The following is a 14,424-nucleotide window of genomic DNA, read 5'->3' as shown; positions in this document are numbered from 1 at the left end:
GATCAAGTCCGGGGCTTGGCCGGGATGACAGCATTGAAAGTCTACCGGTAAAACTCCGGCCGCCGGTCCCGGAAGAACCCCCACGCGGCCCGGTGGCGGTCCAGGAAGTCGAGATCGAACTCGGCCACCAGCACGCCGGACTGGTCGCGGTCGAGCTCGGCCTTCACCTCGCCGGTATGGTCGCAGATGAAGCTCGTCCCGTAGAAGACCTGCCCGTCCTCGTCGCCGACCCGGTTGGCCGCGCCGATGGGCATCACATTGGAGACCGCGTGGCCCTGCATGGCCCGGCGCCAGCGCATCGCGGTGTCCAGGCTGGTATCGTGGGGTTCGGACCCGATCGCGGTCGGGTAGAGCAGGACGTCCGCGCCCATCATCGCCATCGCGCGCGCGGTTTCGGGGAACCACTGGTCCCAGCAGATGCCGACCCCGACCCGGCCATGCTTTGTGTCCCACACCTTGAAGCCGGTATCGCCGGGGCGGAAGTAGTATTTCTCCTGATAGCCCGGCCCGTCGGGAATATGCGTCTTGCGGTACACGCCGAGCGCCTCGCCGCCCGCATCCAGCATGACGATGGAGTTGTAATAGTGCGGCCCGTCGCGTTCGAAGATCGAGACCGGAATGGCGACGTCCAGATCGCGCGCGACCGTCTGCAGCGCGGTGACGCACGGGTGGTCCATCGACGGATAGGCGGTTTCGAACCAGCGCTCTTCCTGCGTCTTGCAGAAATACGGTCCCTGGAAGAGTTCGGGCGGCAGGACGATTTTCGCGCCTTTGCCGGCCGCTTCGCGCACCAGGCGCGAGACGGTATCGATATTCTCGCCCATATCGTTGGAGAAGGCGGCCTGAATGACGCCGATGGAAATCGTCCGGGGCATGAAACCCTCCTAACCGTCTAGATCGTCGAGCCAGTCGCCCGGCCCGTCACCGGTGCGCAAATCCATCGCCGTCGGCCACAGCCGCCATGGCGCGCGCGCATCCGCATTCCACAATGCCACATAGGCAAACCCGGTCTCCGGTTCCAGCACGATCTGCGCGCCATAGCCCGACAGCGATCCCGAGTGCATGATCAGCGTCCGGTCGCCCCACGAATAGATGCGCCAGCCCATCCCGTAGCCGGTCTCGTCGACACGCGCGCGCACCGCGCCCAGGCGCACCGTCTCGCGCAGTGAATTGACCCGCGGCGTCCAGGCAAAATTGCGCGCCTCCTGCGGGACGCCGCCGCTCATCGCCAGGTGGGCGCGCGCCCACGCGATGAGATCGTTCAGCGTCAGATTGACCCCGGCGGCGGCCGGCAGCCCGTCATAGGGCGTGTCGGGACGTCCCGCCCGGTCGACCGAGCGGCGCCAGCCGCGGTGGGGCCGGGCCCAGCTTTCGCTCTCGCGCAGCTGGTCGGTGCCCACACTCGCGTGATCCAGCCCGTAGGGCTCGAACAGATAGGTGCGCAGCGCCTGCTCGTAGCTCATGCCGGTGGCCTGCTCGATCAGCACCCGGGCCTGGGCGAAGGCCACGTTCTGATAGCTGTAGCACGCGCCTACACCGCAGATCTGGTCGACATCGGCCAGGCGCTCGCGCACCCGGTCCGGGTCGCGTCCGGCCTCGATCAGATTGTCGTAGGCATTGTTGGGCAGGCCGGTCTGGTGGGACAATAGCTGCAGCCAGGTGATCTCCTCCCCGCTCTTCAGCTGCAGCACGGTGTCGGGCACGGCGGCGTTCAGATTGACGATGCCGCGCGTGTGCAGGATGGACAGGAGCGTGCCGGTAAAGGTCTTGCTCAGCGAGGCGGCCCGGAAGGCCGTGTCGGTCGTCACAGGCTCCCGCCCGCCCGCATCGGTCTCGCCGTAGGTATAGGTCAGGACGACCTGGTTGTTCTCGATGACGGCCGCGGCCAGCCCGACCACCTGATCGGCACGCGCCGCCTCGTTCAGCCGGCGCGTGAACGCGTCAAGCCAGCCTGGCTCGGCCGGCGGACGCAGCGCCAGCGCGGTCAGCGCGCTTTCCACCTCGGCGGTGGGAAAGGCCGGCACGGGCGCGTCGACGCTTTCGATACGCGGGGCTTCGCCGGGCGCCCACGGGCCCGGCATCGTCCCGGCGATTTGCTGGGCCAGAAAAACAGCGCTGAAGAACGGTACCGCAAACACGTAAGGCTCAACCCTCGCGTAGCTATCGATCAGGCGTGTGGCGCCGGGACATTGCAGGTCACACAGTGAAACGCGCCGCCGCCGGTGAGGATAGCGTTGGCGGGACGCGCAGCCACCGTATGATCGCGAAACGCGCGGGCAAGCACTCTGGCTGCATCGCGTGCATGCTCGTTATAGGCCGGCATCACCACATTGGCACGGCCCACAACCCAGTTCATGTGCGACGCGGCCACCGCCTCGCCCTCCATCTCCACCAGTCCCGGGGAGGGAAGGCGCACGACCTGCAGCTTGCGTCCTTTGGCGTCCCGCGCCGTCTCCAGCTGGCGTGCGATCTCGCCCAGCACGCGGGCATTGGGATCGTCGGCCCCGGTCGGGCTCTGGCAGGCCACGATCCCCGGCGCGATGAAGCGCGCGATATTGTCCACATGCCCGTCGGTATGATCGCCGACCAAGCCCTCGTCGAGCCAGATGATATTGGAGACGCCCAGCGCGTCTTTCAGCGTGTCGGCGACCTGTCGTTCCGACTTGCCGGGATTGCGGTTGGTATTGAGCAGGCATTGGCGCGTAGTCACCACGCTGCCTGCCCCGTCAAACTCAAGGGCGCCGCCTTCCACCACCAGATCGAACCGGTCCTCTTCGGCGCCGGCCTGGCGGGCGATCTCGCCACCGATCGTGTGATCGGCGGCAAACTGATACTTGCCGCCCCAGCCGTTGAAGCGGAAGCGCACGGCCTTCAGGGCACCGTCCTCCAGCGCGAAGACCGGCCCGGTATCGCGCGCCCAGACATCACCGTACTCGGCGCGGACGACGCGCGCACGAGCGCCCAGCGCGCGGCGCGCATTGGCCTCGGCGCGTGCCGTCGCGGCATAGATCACCAGCGGCGTGCGCCGGGCGTCGCGGCCCGGTTCGGCGAGCGCGGTCAGGAAGCCGGCAAACTCCTCCTCGGCCGGGGACAGATCCTCTTCCCAGAGGTCTTCGGCGGCCGGCCAGCAGGTGTGGATGCTGGCCTGAGGGGCGGTTTCGTGGGGAATGAAGCGCTGTGTCATGGTCATTCGATACCATGGCGCCCCGCCGCCTGCGAGAGGGCGAGGCGGTGCGCGATACACCCTGCCGGCAGAGCCGCCGGAACCTCCTGCTAGACCGCTTGCGGACCGGGCCGGCCGGCCTCGACGACGAAGCGGGCCTGGTCGCCCGGTGCATAGCCGTCGCGCCGTTTCACCTCGCCCACGGTGCGCAGGGTAATCTCCGCACGCTCCGCGCTCAGGTCCAGCAGGCCGTAACCGCGCTCGCGCGCATCGAAATGCTTGATGTGTCCGAAATTGCTGGCCGTCTGGGCAAACGCGTCGTGATTGGTGTGGTGAGACGTGACGGCCGTGGTCACAAACTCGCTCGCCACAGTGGCCGAGGCGGGGTCTTCATAGTCCTGCTTCACGTCGCAGACCCAGTAGCAATGCGTGTCCCCGCCCAGCACGATCGGATTGGATTCCGGCCGGCTGGCGAACAGGTCGACCATGCGCTGGCGCGCCGCCGGGTATCCGTCCCAGCCATCCGACCAGGCATTGGCCGCGCCGGTTTCCGGATCGGTGCCGTAAAAGGGGCTGAACAAGGTGGGCTGGACCACCAGATTCCAGCGCGCCCCGGAGCGCGCGAAATTATAGCGCAGCCAGCCTTCCTGGTCGTTGCCCAGATAGGTGCGCGCCGGGTCGAGGCGCTCGGCGCAATCGCGCGCAATCATGTTGCCGCCGCGGTCGGACTCGGTCGGACACGCCATCGGGGTGCGGAACTGGCGCCCATCGGTCATGTAGATGGCGGCGAGGTTTCCGAACACGCTTTCGCCCCAGATGCGCATCTCGCCGCGGGCGCGTTCCAGCATGGAGCGGCGGCGCAGCGGCATGTTCTCCCAATAGGCCTGGTAGGCGGCCAGACGCCGTTTGCGGAAGTCGGCGATCGAAACGCCTGCCTCCTCCCCGACATCGCCGGCATAGTCGTTATCCACCTCGTGATCGTCCCAGGTCACCAGCCACGGACAATGGGAGGCGGCAGCCTGAAGGTCCGGGTCCAGCCGGTAGAGCGCATGCTGCATGCGGTAATCGGCGATGGTGTAGGGCTCGGGCACGGCATGGCGGCGCACCTGCGGCCCCCAGCTGGATTCGTAGATATAGTCGCCAGTGTGGACCAGCAGGTCGGCGTTCTCCTCCACGATATTGCGATAGGCGTGGAAGAAGCCCTGCTCGTAATGCGCGCACGAGACCCAGGCGACCCGCATCCGGTCGACCCCGGACAGGAAGGCGGGCGCCGTCGCGGTGCGTCCCACGGGGCTCGTCGCCTCTCCGGCATGAAAGCGGTAGAAATAGGTCCGCCCCGCGGGCAGGCCGTAAATCTCGGCGTGAACGCTATGGCCCTGACCGGGAACGGCGCGCCCGACGCCGCGGCGCACGATCTGGGTGAAGGCCTCGTCCTCGGCCATCTCCCAGCGGACATCGACCGTGGACTCGCCCATGCCCCCATCCGGCTCGAACGGGTTGGGCGCCAGCCGCGTCCACAACACCATGCCCTCCGGCGTCGGCTCGCCGGACGCGACGCCCAGCGTGAACGGATCGGTGTCGAAGCGCTGATAGTTCGAGGCGCTCGTCTCCGGCACCCGGCAGGCCGCGGCCAGCCCCGCCAGCGCACCGCCGGCGGCCCCGCGCAGGATCAGGCGGCGGGTCGGATCGGGAAGGATCAGCTTGCTCATGGGACGCTCCGTTGCGCGAATGAAAAGGGCCAGGACGTCTCATACCCGACGGGTTTGACGGTTTCACGAAACCCGGCCTCAACCGCTTGGTTTGATACACAAAAAGAAAGGGCGGCTCGTGTGAGCCGCCCTTCCCTTTTTAGTGTCCGGACAATCCGGCTTCGAGCTTAGAACTCGTAGCGCAGACCGACGCGGATTTCGTACAGCGAGTCGAACTGGTTGACCGGCGAGATGTCGGTCTCGTCGAACTCGTTGTAGCGATAGACGCAGGAGCTGGCCGTCGTGCAGGTCGTGCGCGCATCGTCGCCGGTCAGAGCCGTGGCTCCGTCGACACCGTTGGCGGCCACGTCGGCAGCCGAGACGAGGTCCGCGGCCACGATCGCGGCCTGGCCGTTGCCGACGCCACCGCTTTGCACGCCCCACTCGTCATTGAGCAGGTTCGGGAAGTTGATGATGTCGAGCACGAAGGAGAAGTTGTTGTCTCCCACGAAGCGGCCGACACCCGGGATGCCCGGCAGTTCCTGCTGGATGCGAAGATCCCACTGCTGGTTCCAGTTCGACGAAGCGGTGTTCACTTCGTGGATCTGGCCGGTCGGGATGTCGTACTCGCTCACGAAGTCGAAGAACTCCGTCTGATCGAAGCCGCTGGCATAGACCACCAGCGGATCGCCGCCCTGGGTCGGGACATAGAGCGGGCTGTTATCGAACGGGCTTTCGAAGTCGCCGGCGCGGCCGAACAGCGAGTTGCTGGAGCCGACGTCGAACGTGTAGGTGAACGGGATGCCCGAGCGGATTTCGCCGAACACGTCGAAGCGCGTCGTCAGGTCCGCCAGGAAGTCACGCTCGTAGGACAGGCCGATCTTGAAGGAGTGCTCGACTTCCCAGTAGGAGGTGCGAACTTCCGGGTTGTTGCGGTCGATCGCCGTCAGGCCACGCCAGTTGGAGATGCCGCGCGACGAGCTGCCTTCAGAGACCCATTCCACGTCCTGGTAGGCGTAGCTGGCGTAGAAGCCGAAGCCGTTGTCGAACTCGTTCTGCAGGCTGACCGACAGGATGTGGCTTTCAGAACCGTCCGCGTTGGACAGCTCGGTCAGGTTGCCGATGCCGAGGTCCTGCAGATCGGCGTAGATGGTGCGGCCGTCCGGAGCGGTGCCGGTCGGCAGCGCCGCGCCGAGTTCGGTCTGGGCCAGGTTGTTCCAGACGTATCCGTTTTGCGGAGTCGAGAACAGGTACTGGGCCGACACGATGTAGTCGTCGCCAAGGTCAACACCGAACCAGTCGGCATCGAACGAATGGTCGACACGCAGCGAGGCTTTCCAGTCGGACGGAACTTCGAAGTCAGAGGAGACGACGTCGATCACCCGGCCGGACTGGGCTGCGACGTCGGCCTGCAGGGCAGCCGGAACGTCGAAGCTGGAGATGGCCACGCCGGACTGGCTGGCAGATGCGGTCGCACCCTGGAAGGCGTTGGAGATCCAGACTTTCGGATCGCCACCGGCAAACAGGCCGAAGCCGCCGGTCACGGTCGTACGGTCCAGGCCGTCCCAGCGGAAGCTGACACGCGGCTGGATGAGGTCGAGACCGTCCAGGTTCTGACCGCTGGTGCCGGCGCCGTAGGTGGCGTCGAGATTGGCGTCGAGCGGCGGGGTGTCGTCCTGGGAGAAGTACTCGTAGCGCAGGCCGTAATCGACCGACAGCGACGGGCTGACCTGCCAGGTGTCCTGGATGAAGGCCGTCCACTTGGCGATCGCGAAGGCGGACGCCGCGTCGTTGGCATCGTTGGTCGGCGAGTTGGAGTAGTTGATCGTCGGGGTGTTGTTCTGGATGTCCGTCAGATCGTCGTAGATGAAGTAGCCGTTCGAGGACTGAACGAACAGGTTGTACAGCTCGTAGTTCTCGTACTCGCCACCGAAGGTCAGCAGGTGGTCGCCGAAGGAGTAATCACCCGAGGCGAAGAGCTGCAGGCGCTCGTCTTCGAATTCGTTGGCGTGACGGAAACGGTCACAGCCGCCGGTGAAGAACTCGTCGCTCGAGCCATCGATCATGCCGGCCAGCGGGGAGCCCGCCAGGTCGGCTTCGTTCAGGCGGAATTCGAGGGCCGGCTGGTCGGTCCCGGCGCGGCAGATCTGGCCGCGGGTGAATTCCTTGTAGTTGACGCGCAGCGTCGTGGAGAAGCTGTCGCTCCAGTCGGAGAAGAGCTGACCGGTATAGGCGGTCAGTTCGACCGGGATGTCGTACCAGGAGCTCTCGAAGCCCTGACGGTCGACCGAGGTGCCGCCTTCTTCGGTGGACTGGTAGGTGAAGGACGCACGGTGATTGTCCGTGATGTTCCAGTCGATCTTGCCCAGCAGACGCTCGGAGGTCACCGGCAGGGACACGACGGACGAGCGGCCGCCCATGTCGTAGCCGAGCTGGTTCTGAACGTAGGTGTTGAACGCGTCGTAGAAGGCCGGGTCGATATCGTCGTCGATGTCGTCCTGGGTGAAGTTCTGGCCCGAACCGGACTCGAACTCGTCATAGGCCACGAAGAAGAACAGGCGGTCTTCGATGATCGGGCCGCCGAGCGTGAAGCCGTATTCTTTTTCCTCGAACGGCGCGACGGTGAAGGCTTGGCCGTCCGTCTCGTCGCCGAAATAGCCTTCGTCCTGGTAGTAGTAGTAGGCGGAACCGTCAAACTCGTTGGTACCCGACTTGGTCGTGATGTTGACCAGGCCGCCGGTGAAACCGGACACGGTCACGGCATAGTCGGACGCGGCCAGGGAGGCGGATTCGATGGCGTCGAGCGAGATCGGGGAGCGCTCGGTCGCGTAGGTGTTCGAACCGAGGCCGAAATCGTCCTGCTGCAGGGCGCCGTCGATGGCCAGGCCGTTGAAGCGCGGGTTGGTACCGGCCACGAAAAGCTGGCCTTCGCCGCTGGAGAAGGCCAGCGGGTCGCGGGTCAGGGTCTGCAGCACGTCGCGGTTGGCGGACGGCTGGTTGGCGATGTCGCGCGCGGAGTAGACCGAGCCGACGCCGTTATTCAGGTCGAGACGGTTGATCGCCTGGCCGGTCACGACGATCACGTCGGAGGCCTGCGGGTTCAGCGTCAGGGTGAGGGGCGGCTGGGAGCCGGGGGCCAGGTTCAGGCCGTCGATGACGTCGCCTTCAAAACCCGGGGCGTTGACTGCGACCGTGAACGGGCCGCCGACGCGCAGGCCGGACTGGGAGAAGTTGCCCGACTCGTTGGTCACGGCGCGCGATGCGGTGCCGGACGGCGTGTGAATGATGGTGACGGTGGCGCCGGAAATCCCGTTTCCGTTGGCGTCGACGACTTCACCGCGCAGCGACGCGGAGGTCTGCTGGGCGTGAACTGCAGACGTCGCGGCCATTGCCGCAAGCGCGGCCACAGACGTGCTGTAAGCGAGCTTCTTGAAGAAAGCCATGGGTGTTGGTCCCCCTTAATCGACCGATTGCGTCACAGGCAACGCGCCTGTGTACTGCCGGTCGCTTACGAGCCCCCCTTCACGGTTCGGTGACACAAGTGTGAAGGTTTTGTGTCGGCGTCAACGCGCACATTTTCCGTGCCCTGACACAACTTCGAAGCCGCCGCCGGTTGTATCGCTTTTATATGCGGGGGGTTTGCCCTTCCCGCCTGCCCAGGCAGGCAGCCGAGTCCGATCGGCGCGGCGGCGGGAAAACCGCCGCAGGCCTTAACGAAACCCTGCGCTTCGCAGGTGCAGCGTTGCATTCCGGCCACGCCTGTTTTGCGACGGGTTCGCGGCCGGACGCTCGAAGGCTTTGACAGCCGCCCGCACATCTAGGACACACCGGGATCATGAACGTGATGACCGACAATCCCGCTCTGCACTCCGGCCGGGTCGAGCTGACCGCCACGGCAGGCGTCCTGCTCATGCTTCTGGTGGCGCGAATCGCGGCAATCGCCCTGGATCCGGGCCAGCTCTATGCCGACGAGACCCAGTACTGGATCTGGTCGCGCGATCTGGATTGGGGCTATTTCTCCAAGCCGCCCATGATTGCCTGGATCATCGCGCTGACCACCTCGCTCTTCGGCCAGGCCGACTGGGCGGTGCGTCTGGCGGCGCCCTTCCTGCACACCGCGACGGCGGTCTTCCTCGGACTGACGGCGGCGCGCCTGTTCGGCGCGCGCACCGGCATGTGGACCTCGATCGCCTGGATCACCCTGCCCTCGGTCTGGCTCTCGGCGACCGTCATCACGACCGATGGCGTGCTCATGACGAGCTGGAGCGCCGGCCTCTACTGCCTGGTCAGGCTGCGCCAGGGCGGCGGCTGGCCCAGCGCGCTCGGGCTCGGCCTCGCGGCGGGGCTCGGCTTCCTGTCCAAATACGCGATGATCTATTTCTTCCTCGGCACGGCCCTCGCGCTCGTGGTGGACCAGCCCGCGCGCCAGGCGCTCCTCACGCTGAAGGGCGCGGCGGCGCTGGCGCTCGCCACCGTGCTGATCCTGCCCAATCTCGCGTGGAATTCGGCGCACGACTTTGCCACCGTCACCCACACGGCGGCGAACGCCAACTGGGGCTCGAACCTGTTCAATTTCGAGGAGCTTGGCCAGTTCCTGGTCGACCAGCTCGCCGTGTTCGGACCGGTCTTCTTCCCGGTCCTGCTCGTGGCCATCGTGCAGGCCGTGCGCGGCGCGCGCCAGTCCGGTCCGGCCCGCCCGCGCCTCATGCTCGCGCTCTACAGCCTGCCCATCCTGGTCATTGTCTGCCTGCAAGCCTTCATCAGCCGCGCTCACGCCAACTGGGCGGCCTCGGCCTACGCGACCGGGCTGGTTCTCACCGTCGCCTTCCTGCTGAGCGGACCGGCCTGGCGGCGCTATGCCCTGTACGGCTCTGTCGGCCTGCACGCGCTCGTCGGCATCTCGATGATGGTGCTCGCCGCCTCCGTGCCCCTGTCCGAAGCGGCCGGCGTCGCCAATGCGTTCAAGCGCGTGCGCGGCTGGGACCAGTCGACCGCCGAGCTGTCGGCCGCGTTCGAGCGCTCGGGCGCCGATGCGCTCGTTTTCGACAACCGCAACGATTTCCATCAGATGCAGCGCTATGGCTCGGTCGATGGCGAGGCGCTCTACATGTGGCTGCGCCATGAGGGTGCGCTCAATCATGCCGAGCAAGGCTGGCCTCTGCCCGATGGCTATGGCGCGCCGGTGCTCATCGCCTCGGAACGGCCGGAGGAAATCCCCGTCATCGAGCGTGATTTTGCCCGCTTCGAAGCCTTCGGCGAGATCACCGTGGAACTCGGCGGCGACCGCCGGCGCCATTACGATCTCTTCCTGGCGCAAGACTATCGGCGCGTGGCGCGCTCACCGGAGTACGAAGCGCAGATCGAACGCGAACGCGCCTCCTCCTCCGACTAGCCGCGCGCCTCGTCGCCCCAGACCTCGCGCAGGCGCTGGTCGCGGCGGCAGCCGAAGCGATAGCGCTGATAGCGCGCCGGGTTCTTTTCCGCATAGTCCTGGTGATAGGCCTCGGCCGGCCAGAACGCGCCCGCCGCCTCGATCTCCACCTCGATCTCGCGATCGAAGCGCGCCTGCACCTCATCCAGGCTGGCCTGCGCCAGCGCCATCTGCGCCTCGTTCACCGGAAAGATGAAGGGCGCGTAGCTCGCGCCGCGGTCGCAGAACTGGCCCTGCGCGTCAAACGGGTCGACATTGCGCCAGTAATGGTCGAGCAGCGCCTCGTAGCCCACCTCGCCGGGATCGTAGACCACGCGCGCCGCCTCGACATGAGAGGTGCGCCCGCCAACGACATCCTGATAGCTCGGGTCGGCCTCGCTGCCGCCGGTATAGCCGGACACGACCTCGATCACCCCGTCCAGCTTTTCAAAATCGGCCTCGGTGCACCAGAAGCACCCCGACGCGAAGATCGCCTGTTCGGCGCCCTGAGGCAGGTCCGGATCGGGCGGGCTGGTCTGGGCCTGCGCCCCGCTTTCCTCCTGCGCGCAGGCGGCAGCGGTCAGCAGAAAGGCCAGGCCGGCAAGAGCGGCAATACGCATGAATGTCTCCAACGGGCAGCTTGGGTCGCCCTGGAGAAACTGGACCGTGCGCGCGCTTTTCCCAAGTCACGACGCAGTGAGGTTCAGGTGAGCCCTTCGAACTCGTCCAGCTCCAGCGCCAGGGCCAGGTTCTGGATCGCCTGCACCGCCGCGCCTTTGAGAAGATTGTCGAGCGCGCACACGACCACGCCGCGCCGCCCGTCCTCGCTCAGCGTCCAGCCGCCCACGCTCGCCCCGTTGGAATGCGCCCCGTCGCGGATTTCCGGCGGCCTGGCCTCGATGAAGCCGATCAGCGCCTCGTCGGCATAGGCGTCCAGATAGGCCCCCTTGAAGGCCTCCTGCGTCACCGGCTCGCGGAATTCCAGCTGCGCGGTAGCGATCAGCCCCTGGAAGAAGGCGGCCACATGGGGCGAGAAGCGCACGTCCTGCCCCAGATGCCGGCTCATCTCGCGCTCATGGATATGACCGGCGAGCGCATAGGGCATCAGATTGTCGGCCAGCGCCTCGGTGTCGTTCTTCCGGCTCGGCGTGGTACCCGCGCCCGAATAGCCCGACACGCCGAAGACATGGGCCGGACCGGACAGAAGGTGGCGCACCGGCGCCACGCACAGCTGACCGGCGGTGGCATAGCAGCCCGGATTGGAAATGCGCGTCGCGCCCCGGTGCCGGTCGCGGCCATGGATTTCCGGCAAGCCGTAAAGCCAATTTTCGTCGAAGCGGAAATCGGCCGACAGGTCCACGATCACGGTTCCGGGTGCGGCCTGCGCGATCGCGTCGGCATAGGCCGCGGCCTCGCCATTGGGCATGGCCAGGATCACCGCATCCGCGCCTTTGGCGGCGACGGCCTCGGCGTCCAGCGCCTCGAAGCGCAGCTCGCGCGGCGCCTCGGAGGCGAGCGTCGTCACGCTCTCTCCGGCCATGGCGCGCGAGGAGGCGAAGACCAGCCCCATATCCTGGCGCCGCGACAGCAGGCGGATCAGTTCGCGTCCGGTATGGCCGCGTGCGCCGACCAGGCCGATCCGTTTCATGACGCGCTCCCGGTTTCTTCCAGCGTGGGCGGCAGGGCGGCGATGCGCGCGACCCGCTCGGCAATGCGCGACAGATCGTCCTCGCCGCGCCAGAACACGATCCAGCGGCCCGACTTCACCGCGCCGTGGCACACCGCATAGTAGAATTCGTTGACCGGATTGTCCGCGCGTGAACGCCAGTAGAGGCGCGGCGCATACTCGACCAGCTTGCGCCAGACCGCGCCGCCCAGGCCTTCCCCGCGCGCCTCGTCCAGCACGGCGAACTTGTCCAGATAGACCACGTCGTCCAGCCGGCTCGTGATCGCCGCCGCGCGGTAACTCTCGCTCACGAAGGCATGATCGAAGCCCAGCCGGTCGAAATAGTCCACCACGGGCGCGCGTCCGAACGCTTCTGTGATGAGGCTGCGGGTCCGCGCCTCGTCCAGCATCTCGCGCCTGGAGATCGACAGGATGTTCTCGCCCCGGCGCACCAGCGTGCCGGCCCCGGCATGGGTGAACAGCTCCTTGGTCAGCGCGTCGGGACGCGTGATCGAGACCGAGCTGGACAGGGGAAGATCGTCCAGCAGGCGCTTGATCTCCTCCATCTTCAGGCGCATGCCGCCGGCCACCCATTCGGCCCGCATCAGGTCCTCATAGTCGGTGGTCAGGTTGATCGCCGAGATAGGCTGTCCGCTCTCATCGAGCAGGGCGCCGGTCCCGGTCAGGAAGATCACCTTGTAGGGCTGCAATTCGTGAACCAGCGCGCGCACCGCCGCGTCCGCGTTCACATTGACCAGCCGGCCGTCGGACGTATCGCCGAGGCACGCCAGGATCGGCGCCTGACCCGCGCGCGCCGCCGCCGCCACCAGATCCATCCGGATATGGGAGGGGCTGCCGACCCGGCCCAGCCCCGCCTCGTCCACGATCTCGGCCTCGAACACGCCGGAGGGGATGGACGCCGCACGCCCGCCCGCATCGCGCACCGCCTGGACCAGGCGCACATTGAGATCGGTCAGCGTCTTGCGCAGCACCGGAATGGCCTCGGGCGGGGTCACGCGTAGCCCGTTCTTGCGTTCGGTCGCGATGCCCGCCGCGCTCAACGCCGTGTCCAGCTGCGGTCCCCCGCCATGGACCACGATGGGCGCCAGACCCACCGTCTGCAGGAAGGCGAGCGCATTGGCGAGCGCATCCAGCTCCTCCTCGATCACCGCACCGCCGACCTTGACCACGGCAAAGCGCTCCTGGTCGACCTCGGAGAAGCGGTTGAGATATTCGCGGATCTCCTTGCCGTCGCGCATGTGGGAGAGCAGCTGCACGATGGCGGAGCGCACAGGCGCGGTCGCCGGACCGGCTTCCGGCGCGTTCGAATGGGACTTCGTCATCGGTTCAGCGCTCCGCCCCGGCCAGCGATTCCATCAGCGCCTTCTGCACGTGCAGGCGGTTTTCCGCCTCTTGAAGACCCAGAAAGGCATCGGAATCCACGACCGAGTCCGCGATCTTCACATTGCGCCGCATCGGCAGGCAGTGGCTGACGACCGCGCTATTGGTCATCGCCATCTTCGCGTCGTCGATCATGAAGCCGGCGCCCTTGGCGCGCAGCGGGGCTTCCTCCTCCCACTTGCCGTAGAAGGGCAGCGCGCCCCAGCTCTTGGCATAGACCGCATCGGCGCCGCTATAGGCCTCCTTGACGTTGGTGGTCAGGGAGAATTGCGTCCCGGCATCGGCGCAGAACCGCTCCGCCGCGCCCATATAGCGCGGGTCCAGGGCAAACGCCTCATCCGGCACCAGCATGCGCACATTCATGCCGAACTTGGACGCCATCAGGATCGCCGAATTGGCCACCGCCGTGTTCAGCGGCTTGGGATGGGGCACCCAGGTCAGCAGGAAGTCCTTGCCGCGCACATCGCCCATGCGGTCCTGCATCGCCATCATCATCGCCAGTTCCTGACAGGGATGGACGATGGTCTCCATGTTGATGACCGGCACCGTGGCATGGCGCGCATAGGCCTGGATCAGCGGATCCTCGCGCTCGGCCGCCCAGTCCTCGAACTTGGGGAATGCCCGGATCGCGATCAGGTCCACGTAGGAGGACAGCACGCGCGCGGCTTCCTTCACATGCTCCTCCGGCCCGTCATCCATGACGGCGCCTTCCTCGAACTCGACCGGCCAGGTCGACCCGCGCGCATCAAGCACGATGGCGTGACCGCCCAGCTGGTAGGCGCCGAGATCGAAGGACGTACGGGTGCGCAGGCTCGGGTTGAAGAAGAGCAGCGCGATCGACTTGCCCTTCAGCGCATCGCCCAGCGGGCTCTCGCGATAGGCGCGCGCCCGGTCGATCAGGCTTTGCAGCTCGTCGCGCGACCAGTCTTCGGTGGAGAGGAAATGACGCATGGCTCTGACCCTGTCGTGGCACAAGGCTAACGCGTTTAAGACGCCCGTCAGATCAATGCAAATCGAAGTGGCGGGAGTTGACTGGAGTAGATGCTCAAAGTCGGCCCTGCGCGCATGGAGGGTCCGAACGGGCGAGAACCCCCTT

10 protein-coding genes are annotated in these 14,424 nt (G+C 66.5%); 1 reads left to right on the top strand and 9 read right to left on the bottom strand.

What is annotated here, in order from left to right; translation table 11 throughout:
• Window positions 1-41: 41 nt before the first annotated feature.
• From aguB to PGP17_RS09020, 5 genes are all read right to left on the bottom strand, one after another.
• Entirely contained in the window at window positions 42-875 is an 834-nt protein-coding gene (gene aguB / locus PGP17_RS09040; protein WP_270375089.1) for an N-carbamoylputrescine amidase, read from the bottom strand.
• 9 nt (window positions 876-884) lie between these two features.
• Window positions 885-2,081 carry a serine hydrolase domain-containing protein gene (locus PGP17_RS09035; protein ID WP_270375088.1) on the bottom strand — a complete coding sequence of 399 codons (1,197 nt, stop codon included), beginning with the start codon at window positions 2,079-2,081 and terminating at the stop codon, window positions 885-887.
• An 86-nt stretch (window positions 2,082-2,167) separates the two neighbouring features.
• Window positions 2,168-3,190 carry an agmatine deiminase family protein gene (locus PGP17_RS09030; RefSeq protein WP_270375087.1) on the bottom strand — a complete coding sequence of 341 codons (1,023 nt, stop codon included), beginning with the start codon at window positions 3,188-3,190 and terminating at the stop codon, window positions 2,168-2,170.
• Window positions 3,191-3,273: 83 nt separating this feature from the next.
• Entirely contained in the window at window positions 3,274-4,872 is a 1,599-nt protein-coding gene (locus PGP17_RS09025; RefSeq protein WP_270375086.1) for an alkaline phosphatase D family protein, read from the bottom strand.
• A gap of 167 nt (window positions 4,873-5,039) precedes the next feature.
• Complete coding sequence (locus tag PGP17_RS09020; protein ID WP_270375085.1) at window positions 5,040-8,294, bottom strand: TonB-dependent receptor; 3,255 nt, start codon at window positions 8,292-8,294, stop codon at window positions 5,040-5,042.
• 392 nt (window positions 8,295-8,686) lie between these two features.
• Here PGP17_RS09020 and PGP17_RS09015 point away from each other — a divergent pair, with 392 nt between their 5' ends.
• The gene (locus tag PGP17_RS09015; RefSeq protein ID WP_270375084.1) at window positions 8,687-10,243 is read left to right on the top strand and encodes an ArnT family glycosyltransferase; all 1,557 of its coding nucleotides are present in this window, start codon (window positions 8,687-8,689) and stop codon (window positions 10,241-10,243) included.
• Here the strand turns inward: PGP17_RS09015 and msrA are convergent.
• The 4 genes from msrA to PGP17_RS08995 all read right to left on the bottom strand — a co-directional run bounded on the left by msrA (window position 10,240) and on the right by PGP17_RS08995 (window position 14,279).
• Window positions 10,240-10,881: a peptide-methionine (S)-S-oxide reductase MsrA gene (gene msrA, locus PGP17_RS09010; protein ID WP_174234995.1), complete on the bottom strand. Its 642-nt coding sequence runs from the start codon at window positions 10,879-10,881 to the stop codon at window positions 10,240-10,242. The two genes, PGP17_RS09015 and msrA, sit on opposite strands and share 4 nt — an antisense overlap.
• An 83-nt stretch (window positions 10,882-10,964) precedes the next feature.
• The gene (argC, locus tag PGP17_RS09005) at window positions 10,965-11,909 is read right to left on the bottom strand and encodes an N-acetyl-gamma-glutamyl-phosphate reductase (protein WP_270375083.1); all 945 of its coding nucleotides are present in this window, start codon (window positions 11,907-11,909) and stop codon (window positions 10,965-10,967) included.
• Entirely contained in the window at window positions 11,906-13,270 is a 1,365-nt protein-coding gene (locus PGP17_RS09000) for an acetylglutamate kinase (protein WP_270375082.1), read from the bottom strand. Before PGP17_RS09000 ends, argC begins: the two co-directional genes overlap by 4 nt.
• 4 nt (window positions 13,271-13,274) lie before the next feature.
• Window positions 13,275-14,279: an N-acetylornithine carbamoyltransferase gene (locus PGP17_RS08995; RefSeq protein WP_270375081.1), complete on the bottom strand. Its 1,005-nt coding sequence runs from the start codon at window positions 14,277-14,279 to the stop codon at window positions 13,275-13,277.
• Between the last annotated feature and the right edge of the window lie 145 nt (window positions 14,280-14,424).

Origin of the sequence: Marinicauda sp. Alg238-R41 (assembly GCF_947331485.1) — a bacterium.
Classification (GTDB): domain Bacteria; phylum Pseudomonadota; class Alphaproteobacteria; order Caulobacterales; family Maricaulaceae; genus Marinicauda; species Marinicauda pacifica.
The sequence above is the reverse complement of the archived record's forward strand: the minus strand, read 5'-3'. Positions and strand labels throughout refer to the sequence as shown.

Bases quoted from the DNA above. Each gene is read 5' to 3' on its own strand.
- aguB (WP_270375089.1), bottom strand. From the start codon at position 875: ATGCCCCGGACGATTTCCATCGGCGTCATTCAGGCCGCCTTCTCCAAC.
- PGP17_RS09035 (WP_270375088.1), bottom strand. From the start codon at position 2,081: ATGCCGGGCCCGTGGGCGCCCGGCGAAGCCCCGCGTATCGAAAGCGTC.
- PGP17_RS09030 (WP_270375087.1), bottom strand. From the start codon at position 3,190: ATGACCATGACACAGCGCTTCATTCCCCACGAAACCGCCCCTCAGGCC.
- PGP17_RS09025 (WP_270375086.1), bottom strand. From the start codon at position 4,872: ATGAGCAAGCTGATCCTTCCCGATCCGACCCGCCGCCTGATCCTGCGC.
- PGP17_RS09020 (WP_270375085.1), bottom strand. From the start codon at position 8,294: ATGGCTTTCTTCAAGAAGCTCGCTTACAGCACGTCTGTGGCCGCGCTT.
- PGP17_RS09015 (WP_270375084.1), top strand. From the start codon at position 8,687: ATGAACGTGATGACCGACAATCCCGCTCTGCACTCCGGCCGGGTCGAG.
- msrA (WP_174234995.1), bottom strand. From the start codon at position 10,881: ATGCGTATTGCCGCTCTTGCCGGCCTGGCCTTTCTGCTGACCGCTGCC.
- argC (WP_270375083.1), bottom strand. From the start codon at position 11,909: ATGAAACGGATCGGCCTGGTCGGCGCACGCGGCCATACCGGACGCGAA.
- PGP17_RS09000 (WP_270375082.1), bottom strand. From the start codon at position 13,270: ATGACGAAGTCCCATTCGAACGCGCCGGAAGCCGGTCCGGCGACCGCG.
- PGP17_RS08995 (WP_270375081.1), bottom strand. From the start codon at position 14,279: ATGCGTCATTTCCTCTCCACCGAAGACTGGTCGCGCGACGAGCTGCAA.